Here is a 21,493-nt window from a genome sequence, read left to right as displayed (position 1 = left end):
AAGGAATAATCCTGGCGGCGATAGAGCGGTGGTCCCACCTGACCCCATACCGAACTCAGAAGTGAAACGCCGATGCGCCGATGGTAGTGTGGGGCTTCCCCATGTGAGAGTAGGACACCGCCAGGTAGTGAATGTAGAACCCCGAGCTGAATGGCTTGGGGTTTTTGTTTTATAAAATATTAGAATTCATACATAAATGAGTCTAATAATGATAAAATCTTCGCCTATTTCTAGATAGCAATAATTATGAAAAAACAGATAAGTAAGATCTTTTCCAGTGATGGCGAATTGAGTAAGAATATCAAAGGATTTAAGCCACGAGCAGAACAGCTCGAAATGGCTCAATCAGTAGGATATGCTATCCAAGATAAGCGACCGCTTGTTGTAGAAGCTGGAACGGGTACAGGAAAGACTTTTGCTTATTTAGCACCAGTACTCATTGCTGGAAAAAAAACAATCATTTCAACTGGCTCTAAAAATCTACAAGATCAGCTTTTTTCAAGAGATCTACCTGCCATAAAAAAAGCCTTAAATTATTCTGGAAAAATTGCGTTATTAAAAGGGCGCTCTAATTACTTGTGCTTAGAGCGTCTGGATCAAGTTATTGCTCAAGGTGTGCTTGGTGATAAATCTGTTTTAGCCGATTTTAGTAAAGTAAGAAAATGGAATAATGCAACGAAAACAGGTGATTTAACAGAATGTATTGAATTGGCTGAAGATAGCCCAATTTTGCCTCAATTGACGAGCACGGCAGAAAGTTGTTTGGGAACAGATTGTCCCAACTACGCTGAATGCTATGTTGCACAAGCTCGTAAAAAAGCGTTAAATGCAGATCTCGTTGTTGTAAATCATCATCTTTTCTTTGCTGATATGGCGGTAAAAGAAAGTGGCTTTGGTGAGCTTATCCCTAATGCAGAAGTTATTATTTTTGATGAAGCACATCAACTCCCCGATATAGCAAGCCAGTACTTTGGCCAATCATTAACATCTCGCCAGCTATTTGATTTATGTAAAGATATCAATATTGTTTATCGAACAGAATTGAAAGATATGCCGCAGCTTGGCACAACTGCAGATACTTTGCTTAAAGTCATTCAGGATTTCCGTCTTCTTCTTGGTGAGGGAAATCAGCGAGGAAATTGGCGTGAGCTATTTAAGCAAAGTGCGGTCAAAAAATCGGTTGAATTATTACAAGAAAAAATTGAGTTTCTTTCTGAAGTGATCAAGATTGCATTAGGTCGCTCTCAGACTTTGGATAGTATTTTTGAACGTACTGAAAGTATTAAAAATCAATTAATGCGTCTTTGTGATACGGCTATAGTCGGTTATTGCTACTGGTACGAAAGTGTGGGGCGACAATTTGGTTTGCATATTACACCACTAACTGTCGCAGATAAATTTGGTGAACAGCTAAATAATAAAGAAGCAGCTTGGATTTTCACCTCAGCGACTCTTGAAGTCGGTGGCACTTTTAATCATTTCTGTCAGCGACTTGGTATTGAGGAAGCAGAACAAAAAATTCTTCACAGTCCTTTTGATTATCCTAATCAATCGCTACTTTGCGTACCACGTTATTTACCAGCAACGAATCAAAATAATACGTTGCAATCTCTTGGTGAAATGTTGTTGCCTATCATTGAAGCGAATAAAGGGCGATGCTTTGTGCTTTGTACTTCTTATTTAATGATGAGAGGCTTGGCAGAGTATTTTAGAGAAAAGAGTGAGCTTTCTATCTTATTACAAGGTGAAATGCCTAAAACAAAATTACTCGAACAATTTATTCATGAAACCCATAGTGTACTGGTTGCAACCTCGAGCTTTTGGGAAGGTGTGGATGTCCGTGGTGATGCACTTTCCTTAGTCATTATTGATAAATTGCCTTTTACTGCACCGGATGAGCCTTTGCTAAAAGCACGTATTGAAGATTGTCGATTACAAGGTGGCGATCCATTTAATGATATACAGATCCCTGAAGCGGTTATTACGCTGAAACAAGGTGTAGGACGCCTAATTCGAGATGTGACTGATCGTGGTGCAGTAATTATTTGTGATAATCGTCTTGTGATGCGAAATTACGGCGAAACCTTTCTAAAAAGTTTACCTAATTCAACCCGTACCCGAGATCTCAACAAAGTGGTACAATTCTTACAAAATGAGAAAATGGATTAATAATGAAAAATATCACCTTATTAGCGCTTGATACTTCAACAGAGGCCTGTTCTGTTGCACTTTGGCATAAAGGCGAAAAAACATATTTAGATGAATTAGCACAGCGTACACATACAAAACGTATTCTTCCAATGGTTGATGAGTTACTTGCCAATTCAGGTATTAATTTGAAGCAAGTAGATGCGTTAGCATTTGGACGCGGCCCAGGTAGTTTTACTGGTGTTCGTGTCGGTGCAGGGATTGCTCAAGGGCTTGCATTTGGTGCTGATTTACCTGTTATTACTGTATCAAATTTAACAGCAATGGCTCAGGCTGCATTTGAATTACATCAAGCCGAAAATGTGGCAGCTGCCATTGATGCTAGAATGAATGAGGTTTATTTTTCTCAAGTAAAACGAGAAAAAGTGCGGTCAGAATTGGGGGAGTTTTTCCAATGGAACCCTGTCATTGAAGAACAAGTTGGCCAACCAGAAAAAGTGCTTGAACAGTTTTCAGATTTAACCGCCTATCGAGTCGGCACTGGTTGGGCAGCGTATCCTCAATTTAAAGACAGTGGTTTAGAAGGGAGTGATATTATTTTACCTTCTGCACAATATATGCTTGAGCTTGCTTTAACAGATTATGCTCAAAATAAAGTCATATCTGCCTTAGAAATTGAACCTGTTTATTTGCGTAATGAAGTAACTTGGAAAAAATTACCTGGGCGTGAATAATTTTCAAAAAGGAGTTGAAGATGAATAAAAAAACGATCTTAGTTTTGACCGCACTTTCTGCCACATTAGTGGGATGTGTCAATGCGCCGAAAGGGCTGGAAAAAGAGCAGTTTACTTTAAAATCATTATCTTCAATTCAACCGAGTGATTATAGCTGTCAGTGCAAATCAATTCGTTTAGGCGGAAAAGTATTAACAGCACAAGCCCTGCCGAATAAAACTAAAATTGAAGTATTAAGCTATCCAGTTTACTCAACCTCTGCAAAACCCATGATTGATGAACAACCTAGTGGACGTTTTATTACTTATCTTGATGGTTTTGTGGAGCCAGAAAGTTTAAAAGACCAATTTATTACAATTGGCGGCACCTTACTGAAAAAAGAACAAGGCAAGGTTGATCAGGCAAGCTACACTTACCCTGTAATTAAAACCAATCACTATCGTGTCTGGAAGCTTTCTCAAAGCTATTATTATCCAGATGATATGTGGGATGATTGGGGCTTTTGGGGTCGACGACCATATTATTGGTATGGAGAGCCTGAAATTCGCTATTATCTCTACTAACTAAATGGTAAAATTAAGAAAATTTTCCAAAGAATAAGGATAAAAAATGGAAAAAGTTTGGTTTCAAAATTATCCAGAAGGTTCACCTACCACGCTGGATACATCCAAGTATGATTCGATTCTCGATATTTTAGATAAAGCAATTCGTGAGCACCCAGACCGTCCCGCCTATATCAACATGGGGCAGGTTTTAACATTTCGTAAATTAGAAGAGCGTAGCCGTGCATTCGCCGCTTATTTACAAAATGAATTAAAGTTAGAACGTGGTGAGCGTGTTGCATTGATGATGCCGAATTTATTGCAATATCCTATTGCGCTTTTTGGTATCTTACGTGCTGGTTTGGTTGTGGTAAACGTGAATCCACTTTATACCCCTCGAGAATTAGAACATCAGTTAAAAGATAGCGGTGCAACGGCGATTGTTGTTGTTTCAAACTTCGCCTCAACCTTAGAAAAAATCGTGTTTAACACTAAAGTGAAACACGTGATTTTGACAAGAATGGGTGACCAGCTTTCTTTTGGTAAGCGTAATTTGGTCAATTTTGTCGTGAAATACGTCAAAAAATTAGTGCCAAAATATAAATTACCGAATGCTGTCACTTTCCGTGAAGTGCTAAGTATTGGTAAATATCGCCAATATGTTCGTCCACAAGTGGATCGTGAAGATTTAGCCTTCTTACAATATACAGGTGGTACAACGGGTGTTGCTAAAGGTGCAATGCTGACACATGGCAATATTATTACCAATATTTTCCAAGCGAAGTGGATTGCGGAGCCATTTATTGGAGATCATACCAAGCAACGCATTGCCGTACTGGCTTTACCGCTTTATCATGTTTTTGCCTTAACGGTAAATTGTTTACTCTTCTTAGAGCTTGGCGTTACTGCGCTCTTAATTACGAACCCACGTGATATTGATGGCTTTGTTAAAGAGCTCAAAAAATACCGCTTTGAAGCGATTACAGGGGTAAATACCTTGTTTAATGCGCTACTTAATAATGAAAATTTCAAAGAAGTGGATTTTTCACAATTAAAACTTTCTGTTGGCGGCGGTATGGCGATCCAACAATCGGTCGCAACGCGTTGGCATGATTTAACCGGTTGTAACATCATTGAAGGCTATGGCATGACAGAATGTTCACCGCTAATTGCCGCTTGTCCGATTAATGTGGTTAAACACAATGGTACAATCGGTGTACCAGTGCCAAATACCGATATTAAAATTGTCAAAGATGATGGCTCGGAAGCACAACTTGGTGAAGCCGGAGAGCTTTGGGTTAAAGGTGAACAAGTCATGCGTGGTTATTGGCAACGTCCTGAAGCGACTGCTGAAGTGCTTCAAGATGGTTGGATGGCAACGGGTGATATCGTCATTATGGACGAGAGCTATAGCCTCCGTATTGTTGACCGCAAAAAAGACATGATCTTGGTTTCAGGCTTTAATGTTTATCCAAATGAAATCGAAGATGTGGTGATGCTAAATTATAAAGTCGCTGAAGTCGTTGCTATCGGTGTGCCACATGAAGTGTCGGGAGAAACCATCAAAATCTTCATCGTGAAGAAAGATGATAGCCTCACGCGTGATGAATTACGCCAACATTGCAGACAACATCTCACGGGTTATAAAGTCCCGAAAGATATTGAGTTTCGGGATGAATTACCGAAAAGTAATGTAGGCAAAATTTTACGACGCGTACTGCGTGATGAAGAAATAGCAAAACGCTCACAACATTAATTTAATCAGGGATATGTGTTCATATCCCTGTTTAGTCTTTACCTCTATTTGAAAATACATCCTATTACAATGATAAAAGAATGCCAAAATCAACCGCACTTTACATTAATTCAAAATAATGAAGAGCTTGCTCAGGTTTGTCAGTTAGCGCGTCAGCAAAGTGCGGTCGCTTTAGATACCGAATTTATGCGGGTATCGACCTATTATCCTAAATTAGGATTAATTCAACTTTATGATGGTGATCGTGTTTCATTGATCGATCCTTTATCCATTACTGATTTTTCACCTTTTGTGGAATTATTACGCGATCAGCAGGTGACAAAAATTTTGCATGCTTGTAATGAAGATTTATTGGTTTTCTTGCAAGAGTTTGATGCACTTCCACAACCTATGATGGATACGCAAATTATGGCACGTTTTCTAGGTTTTGCTAATTCAGCGGGTCTAGCCAAATTAGTGTTACATTATTTAGGCATTGAAATGGATAAAGGAGCAACGCGTACAAACTGGCTAAAACGCCCACTTTCCCCCGTACAGCTACAATATGCTGCAGGGGATGTATGGTATCTCTTGCCGGTCTATCAAAAAATGCAAATAGAATTAGCGCAATCTCCTTGGTTTCAAGCAGTAATTGATGATTGCCAGCTTGCGATCTCGAAAACCAGTAAATTAGATGATCGCGATCCAGACAAAGCCTATTTAGAGATTCCAAATGTTTGGAAATTGAATCCGCTCGAATTAGCGCGTTTACAGCTATTGGCCAAATGGCGACAAGAAACGGCAATGGCACGAAATTTAGCCCTTTCTTATGTGGTGAAATCTGACAACCTTTGGAAAGTGGCAAAAAACAACCCTCGTAATACATCAGAAATGCTAGAGCTTGGATTATCTGAAAATGAAGTGCGTGTACGTGGCAAAAAAATGCTTCAATTATTAGCACAAAGCCGCCGAATTTCCCCTTATGATTATCCTAAACGTTTAGTGCGTATTGTGGATGATCCTCGTTATAAAAAGGCAATTCGATTGTTACAAGAAAAAGCTTATGAACTGACCCCAAAAGGATTAACCCTCGATATTCTGGCGAGTAAACGAAATTTAGAAGATCTCATTAAATGGGTTTGGCTAAAAAATGAAGATATGATAAAACAACCTGATCTGCTTTTAGGATGGCGAAGAGAGATTGGCTTGAAGCTGGTTGAATGCTTAAAATCTGTAGAGTAGCCATTAAAAACAATCCTAAAAATAACCGCACTTTGAGTTATCAAAAGTGCGGTTATTTTCTTTAGTGTTTTACAACGAAGGCTTTAATTAAGCTTGAGTTGCTTGGATTGCGGTTAATGCGATGGTGTAGATGATATCATCCACTAATGCACCACGAGATAAGTCATTAACCGGTTTACGCATACCTTGAAGCATTGGACCCACGGCCACTAAATCAGCAGAACGTTGTACCGCTTTATAGCCGATGTTACCAGCGTTGATATCAGGGAATACAAATACGTTAGCTTGACCTGCCACTTTAGAGTTTGGTGCTTTAGATGCCGCTACATCTTTCATTACCGCCGCATCGTATTGTAATGGACCGTCGATTAATAAATCAGGACGTTTTTCTTGTGCAATACGCGTTGCTTCTTTCACTTTTTCTACAGATTGACCTGAACCAGAAGTACCGGTTGAGTAAGAAAGCATTGCGACTTTCGGATTTAAACCAAATGCTTTTGCCGATTCAGCAGATTGAATTGCGATTTCAGCCAGTTGTTCAGCGGTTGGTTCTGGGTTTACTGCACAGTCGCCATACACTAATACTTGGTCTGGTAATAACATGAAGAATACAGACGAGATAATTGAGCTGCCTGGTGCTGTTTTGATGATTTGCATCGGTGGACGAATGGTATTTGCCGTGGTGTGAACGGCACCAGAAACTAAACCATCTACTTCGCCCGCTTCTAACATCATCGTACCTAATACAACGGTGTCTTCTAATTGCGCACGTGCTTGTTCTTCAGTTAAGCCTTTAGATTTACGTAATTCAACTAAACGAGCAACGTAGTTTTCACGTACGTCAGTTGGATTGATGATCGTTACGTCAGCACCTAAAGTCACGCCTTGTTCAGCCGCAACTTTTTTCACTGATTCAGGATCCGCTAATAATACCGATTTTGCGATACCACGTTCAGCACAGATTGCTGCCGCTTTAACAGTACGAGGTTCATCACCTTCTGGTAATACGATGGTTTTACCTGCTTTGCGTGCTAAATCAGTTAATTTAAAACGGAATGCTGCTGGAGAAATACGAGCTTCACGAGCAAGTGGTGCAGCGATTGCCGCAGCTAATGCTTGTGCATCTAAAGCCTTAATTTTGCCTGCTTGTGCACCAAATACACCTAAGATGTCAGTGTTATTCACACCGCCAAACTCTGAAGCAACGGCTTCTACTAATGTGCCTTCTTCATTGTTTGCCACTAAGATAATTTGTGCATCTAAGGTTTGCGCAATCGCGAAGTTTAAGCTATTTGCAAAAGGCGCTTGAGCTGAAGGTTGAAAACCTTTAACAATCACTAGATTTGCATTTAATGCTTGGAAATCAGCAACGATTTTTTCTAATAACACGTCTTTTTGATTATTTGCGATTAATGCTTGAGCGGCTTTTACATCTTCTACTGCATTGAATACGACAGCGCCTGTTGTTTTAGCTGCGTCTAATGCTGCCGCTAAATTTGCTTCTGCGCTAGTTGGAATAAGAATAACTGCTTTAGTCATTTTGATATACCTTTTAATGAATGAAAAAACCTGCTGATTTCTCAGCAGGTTTGAAGGAAGTTGATTAGCCCGCTAAACGTGCTGTATCTTGTGCAATTACTAATTCTTCGTTGGTTGGAAGAACGATCGCTTTGAATGCAGAGTCATCAGCAGTGATCACGCCTGATTTACCAAAGCGAGCAGCAAGGTTGCGTTCTTTGTCTAATTTGATGCCGAATAATTTTAAGTGTCCTAATGCTAATTCACGAACGTGAGCAGAGTTTTCACCGATACCACCTGTAAATGCGATGGCATCTAAGTGATCGTCACCTAAAACTGCCATGTATGCACCAATGTATTTTGCTAAACGGTAGCTGTAAACATCTAATGCACGTTTTGCTTCTGGTTTAGAAGCATCATCATAGTTATCTTCTGCATAGCGACAGTCGCTTGTTACTTCAGTTAAACCTAAAAGACCTGATTTTTTCACTAAAGTCTCTTCGATTTGATCCATTGACATGCCTAATTCTTTATATAGGTAGAAAACGATAGCTGGGTCGATGTCGCCACAACGAGTTCCCATGACTAAACCTTCTAACGGGGTTAAACCCATAGAGGTATCGATACATTTACCATGACGAACCACAGAAACAGAACCACCGTTACCTAAGTGACAGATAATTGCGTTTACTTGGTCTGCTGGTTTGCCTACGAATTCAGCGACTTCACGAGAAACGAAGTAGTGACTGGTACCGTGTGCACCGTAGCGACGTACGCCGTGTTCTTTGTAAAGTGAGTATGGAAGTGCATATAAGTATGCTTCTTCAGGCATAGTTTGGTGGAATGCTGTATCAAATACGACAACGTTCTTATCTTTTAAGTGTGGGAATGTTTTGAATGCTTCACGGATACCGATTAAGTGAGCAGGGTTGTGAAGTGGTGCAAATTGTGCAGCATCTTCAATACCTTTAACCACTTCATCTGTTACAACAACAGATTGAGTATATTTCTCACCACCGTGAACGATACGGTGACCAATCGAGGTGATAGAGTTTTTAAGCTCATCAGTCATAATGTTTGACGCAATGAAGTTAAGCGCTTCAGTATGCGCTGCACCAGCACCTAAATCTGCGCTACCTTTTTCACCGTTAAGTTTCCATTTTATACGAGCTTCAGGAAGGTAAAATGCTTCTGCTAAGCCTGATAATTTTTCTTCACCTGTTGCAGGATCAAGGATTGCAAATTTTAATGAAGAACTACCACAGTTAAGGATGAGAACAAGTTTTGACATAGGAACCCTATTTTTGATTGAGGTTAATAAAAATCCATTCAAAAGAACGGAGTATAAATCCTACATAGAATACACCTTTTATCGTATAAAATAAATTAACTGGAGGGCAAAAATACGATTTTTTATTAGAAAAGTTGAAAATTTCAACAGTTTCTAGTTAGGGATGACAATTAAACCTAAACTAGAGTATTATAAGTGCGGTTATTTTCAAGGATGTTTTTATGTCATCATTTTTTTCAACCTTAAAACAAGGGCAAATTTATTTGCAAACGTGGCCATTAGAAGCGAAGCTCGGCATTATTTTTCCCGAAAATCGCATTATTAAAGCCACAAAATTTGCACAAAAATTTATGCCTTTTATAGCGGTATTCGCAGTGGTTTGGCAACAGCTTTATGCTAAGATGGATCTTACTGCATTGGCGATTGCTATTTTGACCGCACTTTGTGCGTTAGTGATGCCACTTCAAGGCTTATATTGGTTGGGAAAACGTGCAAAATCACCGTTAGAACGGCAAAGTTCTCAGTGGTTTTATGAGATTAGTGAACGTTTAAGAAAACAACATGAAAGTTTGCCAACCATGCAAGATAAACCGACATATCAGCACTTGGCAGAAGTACTACAAAAGGCACAGCAAAAATTAGACAAAGCATTTTGGCAGGAAATCTAGCCAAGGGCCCAAATTTAATTGACGCAAACGTTTTCCTTTTGTTGTTTTTTATGTAAAATACTGCGGTCGCAATGGCGACCCTTTTTAATTGAGAGACTATTTAATGATTGATTACATTATCATTGGCATCATCGCATTTTCGATTATCGTGAGTTTATTACGTGGGTTTGTGCGAGAGGTGATGTCCCTTGCAAGTTGGGTCGTTGCATTTATTGTCGCTAGCCAATTTTATCCTTATCTTGCCACTTATCTTACTCAAATCGAATCTGACTACTTGCGTAATGGCACAGCAATCGGCATTTTATTTGTTTTAACCTTAATTGTAGGTGGCATTGTTAACTATGTGATTAGCCAATTAGTGGATAAAACAGGACTTACCGGAACAGATCGTGTTCTCGGTGCGGCATTTGGCTTAATTCGTGGTGCGTTAATCGTAGCTGCGATCTTATTCTTCTTGGATACCTTCACTAACTTTGAACAAACCGATTGGTGGAAAGAATCAAAATTAATTCCTCATTTCGGCTTCATTATTGAATGGTTCTTCCAACAACTACAAGCAAGTTCTAGTTTTTTAAACTCAACTTTTAAACAATAAGGTAGTCAATCAGTATGTGTGGAATTGTCGGTATCGTTAGCCAAAATCCGGTTAATGAATCCATTTATGCAGCATTAACGTTATTACAGCATCGAGGTCAAGATGCGGCGGGGATTGTCACAATCGATGATGAAAACCGCTTTCGTTTGCGTAAGGCTAATGGTCTTGTAAGCGATGTATTCAGACAAGAACATATGTTACGTTTACAAGGTCATGCGGGCCTCGGGCATGTACGTTATCCAACCGCCGGAAGTTCAAGTGTATCTGAAGCTCAACCTTTCTATGTTAACTCACCTTATGGTTTAAGCCTTGTTCACAATGGTAACTTAACCAACTCAACCGAATTAAAAGATAAGTTATTTAAAGAGGCGCGTCGTCATATAAATACCAATTCGGATTCAGAACTTCTTCTCAATATTCTTGCTAATCATTTGGATAGAGTGAATAAATACCATCTCGCTCCACAAGATATTTTTAATGCAATTCGTGCGACACACAAAGATATCCGTGGTGCTTATGCATGCTTAGCGATGATTATCGGACATGGTATGGTAGCATTTCGCGACCCATTTGGTATTCGTCCTCTCGTGTTAGGTAAACGAGAAGAAAATGGTTCTGTGGAATATATGTTTGCCTCTGAAAGTGTGGCATTAGATGTTGCAGGTTTTGAATTAGTACGAGATGTTGCACCGGGTGAAGCCATTTATGTGACCTTTGATGGTCAGCTCTATGCTGAGCAGTGCGCAGAAAGTGCGGTCTTAAATCCGTGTATTTTTGAGTATGTCTATTTTGCTCGTCCAGATTCCACAATAGACGGTGTATCTGTTTATGCCGCACGCGTTCACATGGGTGAACATTTAGGTAAAAAAATTGCTAAAGAATGGGTTGAGGAAGCAGACAATATTGATGTTGTGATTCCAGTACCTGAAACTTCAACAGACATTGCTTTACAGATTGCGAAAATTTTAGGCAAACCTTATCGTCAAGGTTTTGTGAAAAACCGCTATGTTGGCCGTACATTTATCATGCCTGGTCAAGCACAGCGTATCAGTTCAGTCCGTCGCAAGCTCAATACGATTAAAGCAGAATTTAAAGACAAAAATGTGTTATTAGTCGACGATTCTATTGTTCGTGGTACCACATCTGAACAAATTGTGAGTATGGCTCGAGCGGCTGGGGCGAAGAAAATTTACTTTGCATCAGCGGCACCAGAAATTCGTTATCCGAATGTGTACGGCATTGATATGCCAACAAAACAAGAACTCATTGCCTATGGCCGTAATGTTGATGAAATTGCGAAATTGATTGGCGTAGATAAATTAGTTTTCCAAGATCTTGAAGCACTGACAGAATCAGTACGCCAAGAAAATCCAGCTATTCAAGGCTTTGATTGTTCAGTCTTTACCGGTGAATATATTACAGGTGATATCACACCAGAATACCTTGATAGCATTGCTTCTCAACGGAGTGATTCGGCAAAGAAAAAACGGGAAAAAGATGCAAGCAACCTTGAAATTCATAATGAAGGTTAATCGCGTTTAAGATCGTAAAAAAAGCACTAATTCAATGAGGATTTAGTGCTTTTTATTTTTGATTAAATAGAAAGAAAAATGACCGCACTTGATATATTCAAAGTGCGGTCATTTTTATATACGTTTTAGTCTTTATAAAGATCGTTATAAAGTGCGCTTTCAAATTGAACAAGTGGAGCGCGCTTTGTTTTACTTTCTAAATCACCAGTTGAGTATCCATTGATAAATTGAACGAAAGCTACTTTTTCACCTCGTGCATTGGTCATAAAACCGGCAAGGTTATAGACACCTTTCAGTGAGCCAGTTTTAGCGATAACATTTTTCACCAGTGGTGGATTAATTAAGCTACCACGCCCACTGATTGTGCCGTCCACACCTGCAATTGGGAAAGTTTCCATTAAGTGTAATTTATCTTCGTTTTTAGCGATGTATTCCAAGACTGAAAGCATGGTTTTCGGTGCAACTAAATTATGACGAGAAAGACCCGAACCATCGGCTAAAATGCTGTTACCAAATTTAATGCCTTGTTTTTGTAATACGGATTTCACCGCTAATGTGCCTAATTGGAATGAAGCAGGGCGTTTATAATAGTTGTAGGCTACCGCTCTAAATAAGGCATCGGCAATTTGGTTATCCGATTTTTTCATCATTTTTTTCAATAGCTCAGGCAACGGTTTAGATAAATGCTGAGCGAGTTTTTGTCCTTGCTGTGGTTTTTGAGGTTGTTTTACCTGACCGGTAAATTCAATACCAAGACGTTTTAATTGACGTTGAATAATGGCAGCAGCGTAGGCATCTGGATCTTGCACGGCGAAGCTAAGCCCAAATGGTTTAGTTTGGCGTGCAATACAGCCTTTTACCTGATAGCGATTATTGTCATGGACAACGACGTCTAACTGGCAATAACCGGCTTCTTGCTGATCCACAATATAAACTTGCCCGAAAACTTGAATAGGGAATTGAGCAGGAACGTTAATTTTGACTGTTTCACCTACAGGTTGATTTGCATCTAGTTCGGCATAGAAACAGTTATTATCAATATTTGCTGCAGCAGGAGGGGAGTTAAAGCACATTGTAAGATCGTTCCAAATCCAACCTAACCCACGATCATGGCTAGCAAATACAGAGGTATCTAAAATAAGATCACCATTGATTTTCTGAATGCCTTGGTTTTTTAAATTAGCTAATAGGCTATAAAGTTGTCCGCTGGTCAGATCGGGATCACCAGTAAATTGCACAACAAGATCGCCTTCTAAAACATTATTCTGAATTTTTCCGTTACTTAAAAGTGAGGTTTCAAATTGGAAGGCATCACCTAATACTAATTTAGCCGCGACAGATGTGAAAACTTTTTGCGTACTGGCAGGCAACATAAATGTTGAACCATTGTAGTCTGCAATAATTTGATCTTTATTGAGGTTTTTGGCAATGATACTGGCAGAAGTACCTTCAGGTAGGTATTGGGTAATAGAAGCCACATTAACTTCAGCCATAGAGGAAAAAGAAAAGCCGAGTGTAATAAATGCCGCTTTAAGTGCAGTCGAAATAGAAGATTTTTTAGTCATTTTTAGTTCTGTTATGGTTGCTATTTTTCTCAAGACGAATAATAATAAGCTCCGAACTCAATAGAGTAAATCATTTTTTATTTTTCATTGACTGCGGCAAGGTTGCAAAACGTTGTCGTGGTTTTGTTTTTACCAAATTTCAAGGAAAAAGAATGAAACAAATTCCAATGACCGTGCGCGGTGCGGAGCTATTACGTCAAGAATTAGATTTCTTAAAGAATGAGCGTCGCCCTGAAATTATCAAGGCGATTGCTGAAGCACGTGAGCATGGTGACTTAAAAGAAAATGCAGAATATCACGCTGCGCGTGAACAACAAGGTTTTTGCGAAGGGCGTATTCAAGAAATTGAAAGCAAACTTGCAAATTGTCAGGTTATCGATGTCACTAAATTACCGAATAACGGAAAAGTTATTTTTGGTGCGACAGTTGTATTAGTGAATACTGATACTGATGAAGAAGTTACTTACCAAATTGTGGGTGATGATGAGGCAGATATTAAATCAGGTTTGATTTCTGTGAATTCACCGATTGCTCGTGGCTTGGTAGGGAAAGAGTTGGATGATACCGTAAATATTACCACACCAGGTGGAACGGTTGAGTTCGAGATTATTGAAGTAAATTACATCTAAAAAAACATCCCCTCAAATTGAGGGGATAACAATTATTTACGAGGCAGCTGGATTTTACCTTCCTCGCTTGGTCGATAAAGCACCAAAATATGTCCGATGGTTTGAACATTAGATGATTTGGTTTCACGAACAATCGCATCAATAATTAATTGTTTGGTTTCGCGATCTGCGCCAGCAATTTTTACTTTGATTAATTCGTGATGATTTAACGCATTATCGATTTCGGCTAATACACCTTCGGTTAAGCCGTTACCGCCAAGCATGACGACAGGGCTAAGGTGATGAGCGAGTCCTTTTAAAAATTGTTTTTGTTTTGTTGATAATATTGTCATAAGGAATCCTTTAAATAGATGAATATGAGTCAAAAAAAGACCGAAAAGAGCGGTCAGAAAAAACGTGGTTTTTCAGCACTTTTTGGTAAGTCTAGCCTTGAATTTGGCAGATTGTACCCAAATATAGACGAAACTACTACAAAAAATAGTACAAAAGAAAGAGATTATGGGAAAGAAAAAACGTTCGGCGAGTTCTTCTCGTTGGCTAAACGAACATTTTAAAGATCCGTTTGTTCAGAAAGCACATAAGCAAAAATTACGCTCACGTGCTTACTTTAAGTTAGATGAAATTCAACAAACGGATAAATTGTTTAAACCGGGAATGACTGTGGTGGATCTCGGTGCCGCACCAGGTGGTTGGTCACAGTATGTTGTGAGCCAAATTGGTGGAAAAGGCAGAGTGATTGCTTGTGATATTTTGGATATGAACCCAATTGTCGGCGTGGATTTCTTGCAAGGCGATTTTCGTGACGAAAATGTGCTGAATGCATTATTAGAACGAGTTGGTGAAGCAAAAGTTGATGTCGTGATGTCTGATATGGCGCCAAATTTTAGCGGCATGCCATCTGTTGATATTCCTCGTGCAATGTATTTAGTTGAACTGGCTTTAGATATGTGTAAGCAAGTTTTGGCGAAAAAAGGCAGTTTTGTGGTCAAAGTATTCCAAGGAGAAGGTTTTGACGAGTATCTGCGCGAAATTCGTTCACTCTTTAGTGTCGTAAAAGTGCGTAAGCCAGAAGCCTCTCGTGGGCGCTCTCGCGAAGTTTATATTGTAGCAAGCGGTTATAAAGGCGAATAGATAATTGCTTTGATAGCTTTTCATTGTGTCGGGGATGAGATAGTATCTCGTTTAATTTTAATTAACTTAAGAAAGGCAGGTTAAACCTTGAACGATATGGTCAAAAATCTAGTTCTATGGGTTGTGGTAGCAATTGTCATGATGACAGCTTACCAAAGTTTTAATTCCAATGGCGTGAGTGACTCAACAGATTACACAACCTTTGTGTATGATGTGAGTAATAGTCAAGTGAAAGAAGCGCGTTTTGATGCGAATGAAATCACTGTGACCAAAAATGATGGTTCTAAATATATGACCGTCATGCCACCGTTGGAAGATAAAAAGCTCTTAGATGACTTACTAAATAAAAAAGTTAAAATCGAAGGTACGCCTTTTGAAAAACGCAGTTTATTATCACAAATTTTAATTTCGTGGTTCCCAATGTTATTCCTTGTAGGGGTATGGATTTTCTTCATGCGTCAAATGCAAGGTGGCGGTGGCAAGGCCATGAGCTTTGGTAAAAGCCGCGCTAAAATGCTGAACCAAGATCAAATCAAAGTGACTTTTGCGGATGTTGCAGGTTGTGATGAAGCAAAAGAAGAAGTCGGTGAAGTAGTTGATTTCTTGCGTGAACCGAAAAAATTCCAAAACCTTGGTGGTAAAATTCCAAAAGGGATTTTAATGGTAGGTCCTCCAGGTACAGGTAAAACCTTATTAGCAAAAGCTATTGCGGGTGAAGCAAAAGTGCCTTTCTTTACCATTTCAGGTTCTGACTTTGTAGAGATGTTTGTGGGTGTTGGTGCTTCTCGTGTACGTGATATGTTCGAGCAAGCGAAGAAAAATGCACCATGCTTAATCTTTATTGATGAAATTGATGCAGTAGGTCGCCAACGTGGTGCTGGTTTAGGTGGTGGACATGATGAGCGTGAACAAACCCTTAACCAAATGTTAGTTGAAATGGATGGTTTTGGTGGTAACGAAGGCGTAATCGTTATTGCAGCAACGAACCGTCCAGATGTACTTGACCCAGCATTAACGCGTCCAGGCCGTTTTGACCGTCAAGTCGTTGTGGGTTTACCGGATGTGAAAGGTCGTGAGCAAATTTTAAAAGTTCACATGCGTAAAGTCCCTGTGGCTGATGATGTTGATGCAATGACACTGGCTCGTGGTACACCTGGTTATTCAGGTGCAGATTTAGCGAACTTAGTGAATGAAGCGGCATTATTTGCTGCGCGTAGCAATAAACGTACTGTATCGATGCTTGAGTTTGAAAAAGCCAAAGATAAGATCAATATGGGACCTGAACGTCGTACCATGATCATGACGGATAAACAAAAAGAATCGACAGCGTACCATGAAGCTGGTCACGCCATTGTGGGTTACTTAGTGCCTGAACATGATCCGGTACATAAAGTGACGATTATTCCTCGTGGCCGTGCATTAGGTGTAACTTTCTTCTTACCTGAAGGCGATCAAATTAGTATCAGCCAAAAACAATTAGAAAGTAAACTTTCCACACTATATGCAGGACGCTTAGCTGAAGATTTGATTTACGGTGAAGAAAATATTTCTACCGGTGCATCTAACGATATTAAAGTGGCAACCAATATTGCACGTAATATGGTGACCCAATGGGGCTTCTCAGATAAACTCGGTCCGATTCTTTATACTGAAGATGAAGGCGAAGTATTCCTAGGTCGCTCAATGGCGAAAGCAAAACATATGTCTGACGAAACAGCACATGCAATTGATGAAGAAGTTCGTGCGATCGTAAATCGTAACTATGCGAGAGCAAGACAGATTTTGATCGACAATATAGATATTCTTCACGCCATGAAAGATGCGTTAGTGAAATATGAAACCATTGAAGAAGAACAAATCAAACAATTGATGAATCGTGAACCTGTTACACCACCATCTGGTTGGGAAGATAACAAAGACGCAAAATCAACAGCAAAACCGCAGGAAGAGAAAACTGAAAGTGCGGTTAATCATTCAGAAGATCCTGAAACATAAAAATAAAGCCTTCCTGAAATGGAAGGCTTTAATTTTATTCTAAATTTAGATTTTTATTATGGCGTCTTGCTGTTCTAGCATTAAGACAATTTAAGTCTTCGGGATGAAGCTCACCATTTTTACATTTCTCTATATAAACCTTTTGCAACTTAAGGTCTGCTTCAAATTCTTTTACTGTATAAGTTTTTTCATTATTAGCATGAGCGGTTGCGGTTAAAGCAAATCCTGCAATGAATAGTAATGTTAAATTTTTCATTCTTCCTCATTATAAGTATATATTTATCAATGCTTTTTAAATTTATCAAAGAATAAAACTTAAAGCAATGAACAAATGATTCTCTGGATTTTTGATTCTTTTTTTGTCGATATTTCGTTATAATCAGCCTCCTAATTTGTATCAAAAATTGACCGCACTTTATGAAACTTTACGCTAATAACAAATGTCTAGATTTATCATTACCTCAAATTATGGGAATTTTGAATTTCACGCCTGATTCATTTTCAGATGGCGGACAGTTTTTTAGTCTAGACAAAGCATTATTTCAAGTTGAAAAAATGCTCAAAGAAGGTGCAACAATTATTGATATTGGCGGGGAATCAACTCGACCAATAATGGCAGAAGAAGTGCCTGAAACTGAAGAGTTGCAACGAGTGATACCTCTTGTTGAAGCCGTGCAAAAACGTTTTGATTGTTGGATTTCAGTGGATACCTCTAAAGCAATTGTGATGCAAGAAGCAGCTAAGGTCGGCATGGATTTAATCAATGATATTCGTGCTTTACGTGAACCTGGTGCACTCGAAATAGCAGGACAGTTGAATTTACCCACTTGTATCATGCACATGCAAGGACAGCCGCGCACAATGCAGACTAATCCGCATTATGATGATGTAGTCCAAGATGTTTATCAGTTTTTAGAAGCTCGGACTAAAGCTTGTTTAGATGCGGGAATCGCTAAAGAAAATATCATTTGGGATATGGGGTTTTGTTTTGGTAAGACCGTGCAGCATAACTATAAACTTTTACAGCAATTAGCACACTTTTGTGAAAGTGGTTATCCCATTTTAGCAGGCCTTTCACGTAAATCGATGATTGGTGCCGTATTAGATAAACCCGTAACTGAACGTGTTGTGGGAAGTGTAGCTGGCGCATTAATTGCTGCACAAAATGGTGCGACAATTTTACGCGTACATGATGTGGCTGCAACGGCAGATGCTTTGAAAGTATGGCAAGCAACGCAACAGGCGTAAGAAAGTAACAGATTTTATATGTTGTAGAGTAAATGATTTCTGCAACATCAATTATTCAATTTATTAAGGAATAAATATGGCAAATCGTAAATATTTTGGTACAGATGGCGTACGCGGTAAAGTGGGTACTTATCCAATCACGCCTGATTTTGCATTGAAATTAGGTTGGGCTGCGGGTAAGGTTTTAGCTTCACAAGGTTCTCGCACAGTATTAATCGGAAAAGATACTCGTATTTCAGGTTATATGTTGGAATCTGCTCTTGAAGCAGGTTTGGCTGCCGCTGGCTTAACTGCTGCATTTACCGGCCCAATGCCAACCCCAGCTGTAGCGTATTTAACTCGTACTTTCCGTTTAGAAGCAGGCATTGTGATTTCGGCATCTCATAACCCTTACTATGATAACGGGATTAAATTCTTCTCTTCACAAGGTACAAAATTACCAGACGATATTGAGGAAGCGATTGAAGCCATGCTTGATCAGCCAATGGATTGCGTGGAGTCTGCTGATTTAGGTAAAGCGAGCCGTATCAGTGATGCCGCAGGACGTTATATTGAATTTTGTAAAAGTACTTTCCCTGCACATCTTGGTTTAGATGGTTATAAAATCGTGGTGGATTGTGCAAATGGAGCGACTTATCATATTGCGCCAAATGTATTACGAGAGTTAGGTGCGGAAGTGATTGAAATTGGTACTGATCCTAACGGAATTAATATTAATGAGAAATGTGGTGCAACCGATGTAAAAGCGTTACAGGAAAAAGTGCTTGAAACAAAAGCGGATGTTGGTCTCGCTTATGATGGTGATGGTGACCGTATTATGATGGTGGATCACTTAGGTAATAAAGTAGATGGTGACCAAATCCTTTTCATTATTGCTCGTGAAGCTTTACGTTCAGGTCAGCTAAAAGGTGGCGTAGTGGGCACATTAATGAGTAATATGAGCTTAGAGATTGCGTTAAAAATGTTAGGTGTACCTTTTGTGCGAGCTAACGTTGGCGACCGTTATGTGTTAGAAAAAATGGTAGAACATAGCTGGACGCTAGGCGGAGAAAACTCAGGCCATATCATTATTGCTGATAAAAATACGACAGGTGATGGTATTATTGCATCACTAGCTGTATTAAGTGCAATGGTTCAACATCGTTTATCTTTAAACGAGCTTGCAAGTGCGGTGAAATTATTCCCTCAAGTACTCATTAATGTTCGTTTTGCTGGTGGTGATAATCCATTAGAAAGTGAAGCGGTAAAAGCGGTAGCTGCAGATGTGGAAAAACGTTTAGAAGGCAAAGGTCGAATTTTACTGCGTAAGTCTGGTACTGAGCCTCTTATTCGCGTCATGGTCGAATGTGAAGACGGTGTACTTGCAAAACAATGTGCAGAAGAAATTGCAGAAGCAGTGAAAGCGAATTAATAAAGTGGGGGCTTGCCCCCATTTTTGATCCATAAAATTTATCTTTTATTATTTTTAGGAAAGCAAAGACATGAAAATTTTTATTATGCGTCATGGAGAAGCTGAAGTTGTCTCTTCATCAGACGAGGCTCGGCATTTAACCGACTATGGACGCAAACAATCAATATTACAAGGTCAATGGCTTAAAAACCATCTAAATTCAACCGCACTTTCAGTTCAGAAAGTGATTGTCAGTCCTTATGTAAGAGCACAAGAAACGTTTGAGCTTGTAAATTCAGCCTTAGGTAACACGCTTAATGATATTGAAATTTGGAGTGGGATTACACCTTATGGTAATGCTACATTGGTAGCTGATTATCTATCTGTTTTGCAAGAAGAAGGTACTGAAAGTGTTTTACTCGTTTCTCATTTACCTTTAGTAGGCAGTATTGTTTCAGAGCTTTACGGTAAGCGAAATCCAATTAGTTTTTACCCTTCAACGATTGTTCAAATTGAGTGGAATGGTGAAAAAGGCACCATTGAAGCTTTCCATTATCCAAAATAGAATGGCTAAAATACGAAAAACAAAGTTTATATGATTTACTTTTTAAAAGCAGTCAAAAATAAGCAACACCTAAAAATGTGTATTTTTAGGTGTTTTTTTAAAATTTTTTTGATAGACTGAAAATGAGCTATAAATGAATAGCTTAAATTAAGCCATCATAATGACACAAGGAGAGTAGCTATGAACAATAAAATCGAAGATAAAGCAACTGAAGTAAAAGATACGACAGTGAATGCTGCAACACAAGTTAAAGATGCATTATTTGCAGCGGCTAACTATATTAAAGATGCTGTGACACATAAAGCGTCTGAGGCAAAAGAAGTGGTTGAAGACAAAGCTACTGAAGTGAAAGATGTAACTGAAGATAAAGTATCTGAAGTAAGAAAAGCAGTTTCTGAAGCAAAAGAAGCAATCGATGATAAAGCTGCTGAAATGAAAAAAGCAATCGATGACAAATTTTCTGAAGTAAAAAGAGCCGTCGAAGATAAAGCATCAGAAGTGAAAAAAACAGTTTCAGAAGCTACAGATGAAGCGGCAGATAAAGCAGCAGAGCTAAAAGATGCAGCTGAAGACAAAGTTGCTGAAGTGAAAGATGCGGCTGAAGATAAAGCAAAAGAAGTAAAAAAAGCAGTTTCAGAAGCTACAGATGAAGCGGCAGATAAAGCAGCAGAGCTAAAAGATGCAGCTGAAGACAAAGTTGCTGAAGTGAAAGATGCGGCTGAAGATAAAGCAAAAGAAGTAAAAAAAGCAGTTTCAGAAGCTACAGATGAAGCGGCAGATAAAGCAGCAGAGCTAAAAGATGCAGCTGAAGACAAAGTTGCTGAAGTGAAAGATGCGGCTGAAGATAAAGCAAAAGAAGTAAAAAAAGCAGTTTCAGAAGCAAAAGATGAAGCTGCAGATAAAGCATCTGAGCTAAAAGATGCAGCTGAAGATAAAACTGTAGAAGCAAAAGAAGCGGCTTCAGA

19 protein-coding genes, 1 rRNA gene and 2 pseudogenes are annotated in these 21,493 nt (G+C 39.1%); 16 read left to right on the top strand and 6 right to left on the bottom strand.

Annotated features, from left to right (window positions below; genetic code table 11):
- The first annotated feature begins 10 nt into the window (after positions 1-10).
- The 6 genes from rrf (at position 11) to rnd (ending at position 6,401) form a co-directional block, all read left to right on the top strand.
- Positions 11-126: ribosomal RNA gene (gene rrf / locus DPV95_RS10040) — 5S ribosomal RNA — on the top strand.
- Positions 127-246: 120 nt separating this feature from the next.
- The gene (yoaA, locus tag DPV95_RS10035) at positions 247-2,169 is read left to right on the top strand and encodes a DNA repair helicase YoaA (RefSeq protein WP_431834738.1); all 1,923 of its coding nucleotides are present in this window, start codon (positions 247-249) and stop codon (positions 2,167-2,169) included.
- Positions 2,170-2,171: 2 nt separating this feature from the next.
- A complete protein-coding gene (tsaB, locus tag DPV95_RS10030) occupies positions 2,172-2,882 on the top strand; it encodes a tRNA (adenosine(37)-N6)-threonylcarbamoyltransferase complex dimerization subunit type 1 TsaB (RefSeq protein ID WP_111407035.1) in 711 nt (236 codons plus the stop codon).
- A gap of 20 nt (positions 2,883-2,902) precedes the next feature.
- Positions 2,903-3,445: a Slp family lipoprotein gene (locus tag DPV95_RS10025; protein WP_111407034.1), complete on the top strand. Its 543-nt coding sequence runs from the start codon at positions 2,903-2,905 to the stop codon at positions 3,443-3,445.
- Between the two features lie 46 nt (positions 3,446-3,491).
- Entirely contained in the window at positions 3,492-5,180 is a 1,689-nt protein-coding gene (fadD, locus tag DPV95_RS10020; RefSeq protein WP_111407033.1) for a long-chain-fatty-acid--CoA ligase FadD, read from the top strand.
- Between the two features lie 69 nt (positions 5,181-5,249).
- On the top strand, positions 5,250-6,401 hold the full coding sequence (rnd, locus tag DPV95_RS10015) for a ribonuclease D (protein ID WP_111407032.1): 1,152 nt from the start codon (positions 5,250-5,252) through the stop codon (positions 6,399-6,401).
- Between the two features lie 87 nt (positions 6,402-6,488).
- On the opposite strand, the pseudogene pta reads toward rnd, so the two are convergent.
- The 3 genes and pseudogenes from pta to DPV95_RS10005 all read right to left on the bottom strand — a co-directional run.
- Positions 6,489-7,541, bottom strand: a pseudogene (gene pta, locus DPV95_RS10010) (phosphate acetyltransferase); the annotation flags it as partial.
- Positions 7,542-7,616: 75 nt separating this feature from the next.
- Positions 7,617-7,940, bottom strand: a pseudogene (locus DPV95_RS10710) (AAA family ATPase); the annotation flags it as partial.
- 64 nt (positions 7,941-8,004) lie between these two features.
- Entirely contained in the window at positions 8,005-9,210 is a 1,206-nt protein-coding gene (locus DPV95_RS10005; protein ID WP_111407030.1) for an acetate kinase, read from the bottom strand.
- Between the two features lie 221 nt (positions 9,211-9,431).
- Between DPV95_RS10005 and yfbV the strand changes: the two genes are divergently transcribed.
- The 3 genes from yfbV to purF all read left to right on the top strand — a co-directional run bounded on the left by yfbV (position 9,432) and on the right by purF (position 12,005).
- Entirely contained in the window at positions 9,432-9,878 is a 447-nt protein-coding gene (yfbV, locus tag DPV95_RS10000; RefSeq protein WP_111407029.1) for a terminus macrodomain insulation protein YfbV, read from the top strand.
- A 103-nt stretch (positions 9,879-9,981) separates the two neighbouring features.
- Positions 9,982-10,473 carry a CvpA family protein gene (locus tag DPV95_RS09995; RefSeq protein WP_111407028.1) on the top strand — a complete coding sequence of 164 codons (492 nt, stop codon included), beginning with the start codon at positions 9,982-9,984 and terminating at the stop codon, positions 10,471-10,473.
- A gap of 14 nt (positions 10,474-10,487) precedes the next feature.
- Positions 10,488-12,005 (top strand): amidophosphoribosyltransferase, encoded by a 1,518-nt coding sequence (purF, locus tag DPV95_RS09990; RefSeq protein WP_111407027.1) that lies wholly within the window; start codon positions 10,488-10,490, stop codon positions 12,003-12,005.
- 125 nt (positions 12,006-12,130) lie between these two features.
- Here the strand turns inward: purF and dacB are convergent, their stop codons facing one another.
- Entirely contained in the window at positions 12,131-13,570 is a 1,440-nt protein-coding gene (gene dacB / locus DPV95_RS09985) for a serine-type D-Ala-D-Ala carboxypeptidase (RefSeq protein WP_049367669.1), read from the bottom strand.
- 152 nt (positions 13,571-13,722) lie between these two features.
- Here dacB and greA point away from each other — a divergent pair, with 152 nt between their 5' ends.
- A complete protein-coding gene (greA, locus tag DPV95_RS09980; RefSeq protein ID WP_005697514.1) occupies positions 13,723-14,199 on the top strand; it encodes a transcription elongation factor GreA in 477 nt (158 codons plus the stop codon).
- A gap of 32 nt (positions 14,200-14,231) precedes the next feature.
- Here the strand turns inward: greA and yhbY are convergent, their stop codons facing one another.
- Positions 14,232-14,531 (bottom strand): ribosome assembly RNA-binding protein YhbY, encoded by a 300-nt coding sequence (yhbY, locus tag DPV95_RS09975; RefSeq protein ID WP_005696198.1) that lies wholly within the window; start codon positions 14,529-14,531, stop codon positions 14,232-14,234.
- Positions 14,532-14,697: 166 nt separating this feature from the next.
- On the opposite strand from yhbY, the gene rlmE reads away from it, so the two are divergent.
- Together rlmE and ftsH are read left to right on the top strand one after the other, a co-directional pair.
- Positions 14,698-15,330 (top strand): 23S rRNA (uridine(2552)-2'-O)-methyltransferase RlmE, encoded by a 633-nt coding sequence (gene rlmE / locus DPV95_RS09970; RefSeq protein WP_005697532.1) that lies wholly within the window; start codon positions 14,698-14,700, stop codon positions 15,328-15,330.
- 96 nt (positions 15,331-15,426) lie between these two features.
- Entirely contained in the window at positions 15,427-17,325 is a 1,899-nt protein-coding gene (gene ftsH, locus DPV95_RS09965; RefSeq protein ID WP_049367667.1) for an ATP-dependent zinc metalloprotease FtsH, read from the top strand.
- Between the two features lie 34 nt (positions 17,326-17,359).
- Here the strand turns inward: ftsH and DPV95_RS09960 are convergent, their stop codons facing one another.
- Positions 17,360-17,581: an EexN family lipoprotein gene (locus DPV95_RS09960; RefSeq protein WP_049367666.1), complete on the bottom strand. Its 222-nt coding sequence runs from the start codon at positions 17,579-17,581 to the stop codon at positions 17,360-17,362.
- Positions 17,582-17,742: 161 nt separating this feature from the next.
- Here DPV95_RS09960 and folP point away from each other — a divergent pair, with 161 nt between their 5' ends.
- From folP to DPV95_RS09940, 4 genes are all read left to right on the top strand, one after another.
- Positions 17,743-18,573 carry a dihydropteroate synthase gene (gene folP, locus DPV95_RS09955; RefSeq protein WP_111407026.1) on the top strand — a complete coding sequence of 277 codons (831 nt, stop codon included), beginning with the start codon at positions 17,743-17,745 and terminating at the stop codon, positions 18,571-18,573.
- Between the two features lie 76 nt (positions 18,574-18,649).
- A complete protein-coding gene (glmM, locus tag DPV95_RS09950; protein WP_049365547.1) occupies positions 18,650-19,984 on the top strand; it encodes a phosphoglucosamine mutase in 1,335 nt (444 codons plus the stop codon).
- Between the two features lie 70 nt (positions 19,985-20,054).
- Entirely contained in the window at positions 20,055-20,528 is a 474-nt protein-coding gene (gene sixA / locus DPV95_RS09945; RefSeq protein WP_049365546.1) for a phosphohistidine phosphatase SixA, read from the top strand.
- Between the two features lie 180 nt (positions 20,529-20,708).
- Positions 20,709-21,493: hypothetical protein (locus tag DPV95_RS09940; RefSeq protein ID WP_111407025.1), on the top strand; the 785-nt coding region annotated here is incomplete at its 3' end.

Origin of the sequence: Haemophilus parainfluenzae (genome assembly GCF_003252755.1) — a bacterium.
Taxonomy (GTDB): domain Bacteria; phylum Pseudomonadota; class Gammaproteobacteria; order Enterobacterales; family Pasteurellaceae; genus Haemophilus_D; species Haemophilus_D parainfluenzae_N.
The sequence above is the reverse complement of the archived record's forward strand: the minus strand, read 5'-3'. Positions and strand labels throughout refer to the sequence as shown.

Bases quoted from the DNA above. Each gene is read 5' to 3' on its own strand.
- yoaA (WP_431834738.1), top strand. From the start codon at position 247: ATGAAAAAACAGATAAGTAAGATCTTTTCCAGTGATGGCGAATTGAGT.
- tsaB (WP_111407035.1), top strand. From the start codon at position 2,172: ATGAAAAATATCACCTTATTAGCGCTTGATACTTCAACAGAGGCCTGT.
- DPV95_RS10025 (WP_111407034.1), top strand. From the start codon at position 2,903: ATGAATAAAAAAACGATCTTAGTTTTGACCGCACTTTCTGCCACATTA.
- fadD (WP_111407033.1), top strand. From the start codon at position 3,492: ATGGAAAAAGTTTGGTTTCAAAATTATCCAGAAGGTTCACCTACCACG.
- rnd (WP_111407032.1), top strand. From the start codon at position 5,250: ATGATAAAAGAATGCCAAAATCAACCGCACTTTACATTAATTCAAAAT.
- DPV95_RS10005 (WP_111407030.1), bottom strand. From the start codon at position 9,210: ATGTCAAAACTTGTTCTCATCCTTAACTGTGGTAGTTCTTCATTAAAA.
- yfbV (WP_111407029.1), top strand. From the start codon at position 9,432: ATGTCATCATTTTTTTCAACCTTAAAACAAGGGCAAATTTATTTGCAA.
- DPV95_RS09995 (WP_111407028.1), top strand. From the start codon at position 9,982: ATGATTGATTACATTATCATTGGCATCATCGCATTTTCGATTATCGTG.
- purF (WP_111407027.1), top strand. From the start codon at position 10,488: ATGTGTGGAATTGTCGGTATCGTTAGCCAAAATCCGGTTAATGAATCC.
- dacB (WP_049367669.1), bottom strand. From the start codon at position 13,570: ATGACTAAAAAATCTTCTATTTCGACTGCACTTAAAGCGGCATTTATT.
- greA (WP_005697514.1), top strand. From the start codon at position 13,723: ATGAAACAAATTCCAATGACCGTGCGCGGTGCGGAGCTATTACGTCAA.
- yhbY (WP_005696198.1), bottom strand. From the start codon at position 14,531: ATGACAATATTATCAACAAAACAAAAACAATTTTTAAAAGGACTCGCT.
- rlmE (WP_005697532.1), top strand. From the start codon at position 14,698: ATGGGAAAGAAAAAACGTTCGGCGAGTTCTTCTCGTTGGCTAAACGAA.
- ftsH (WP_049367667.1), top strand. From the start codon at position 15,427: ATGGTCAAAAATCTAGTTCTATGGGTTGTGGTAGCAATTGTCATGATG.
- DPV95_RS09960 (WP_049367666.1), bottom strand. From the start codon at position 17,581: ATGAAAAATTTAACATTACTATTCATTGCAGGATTTGCTTTAACCGCA.
- folP (WP_111407026.1), top strand. From the start codon at position 17,743: ATGAAACTTTACGCTAATAACAAATGTCTAGATTTATCATTACCTCAA.
- glmM (WP_049365547.1), top strand. From the start codon at position 18,650: ATGGCAAATCGTAAATATTTTGGTACAGATGGCGTACGCGGTAAAGTG.
- sixA (WP_049365546.1), top strand. From the start codon at position 20,055: ATGAAAATTTTTATTATGCGTCATGGAGAAGCTGAAGTTGTCTCTTCA.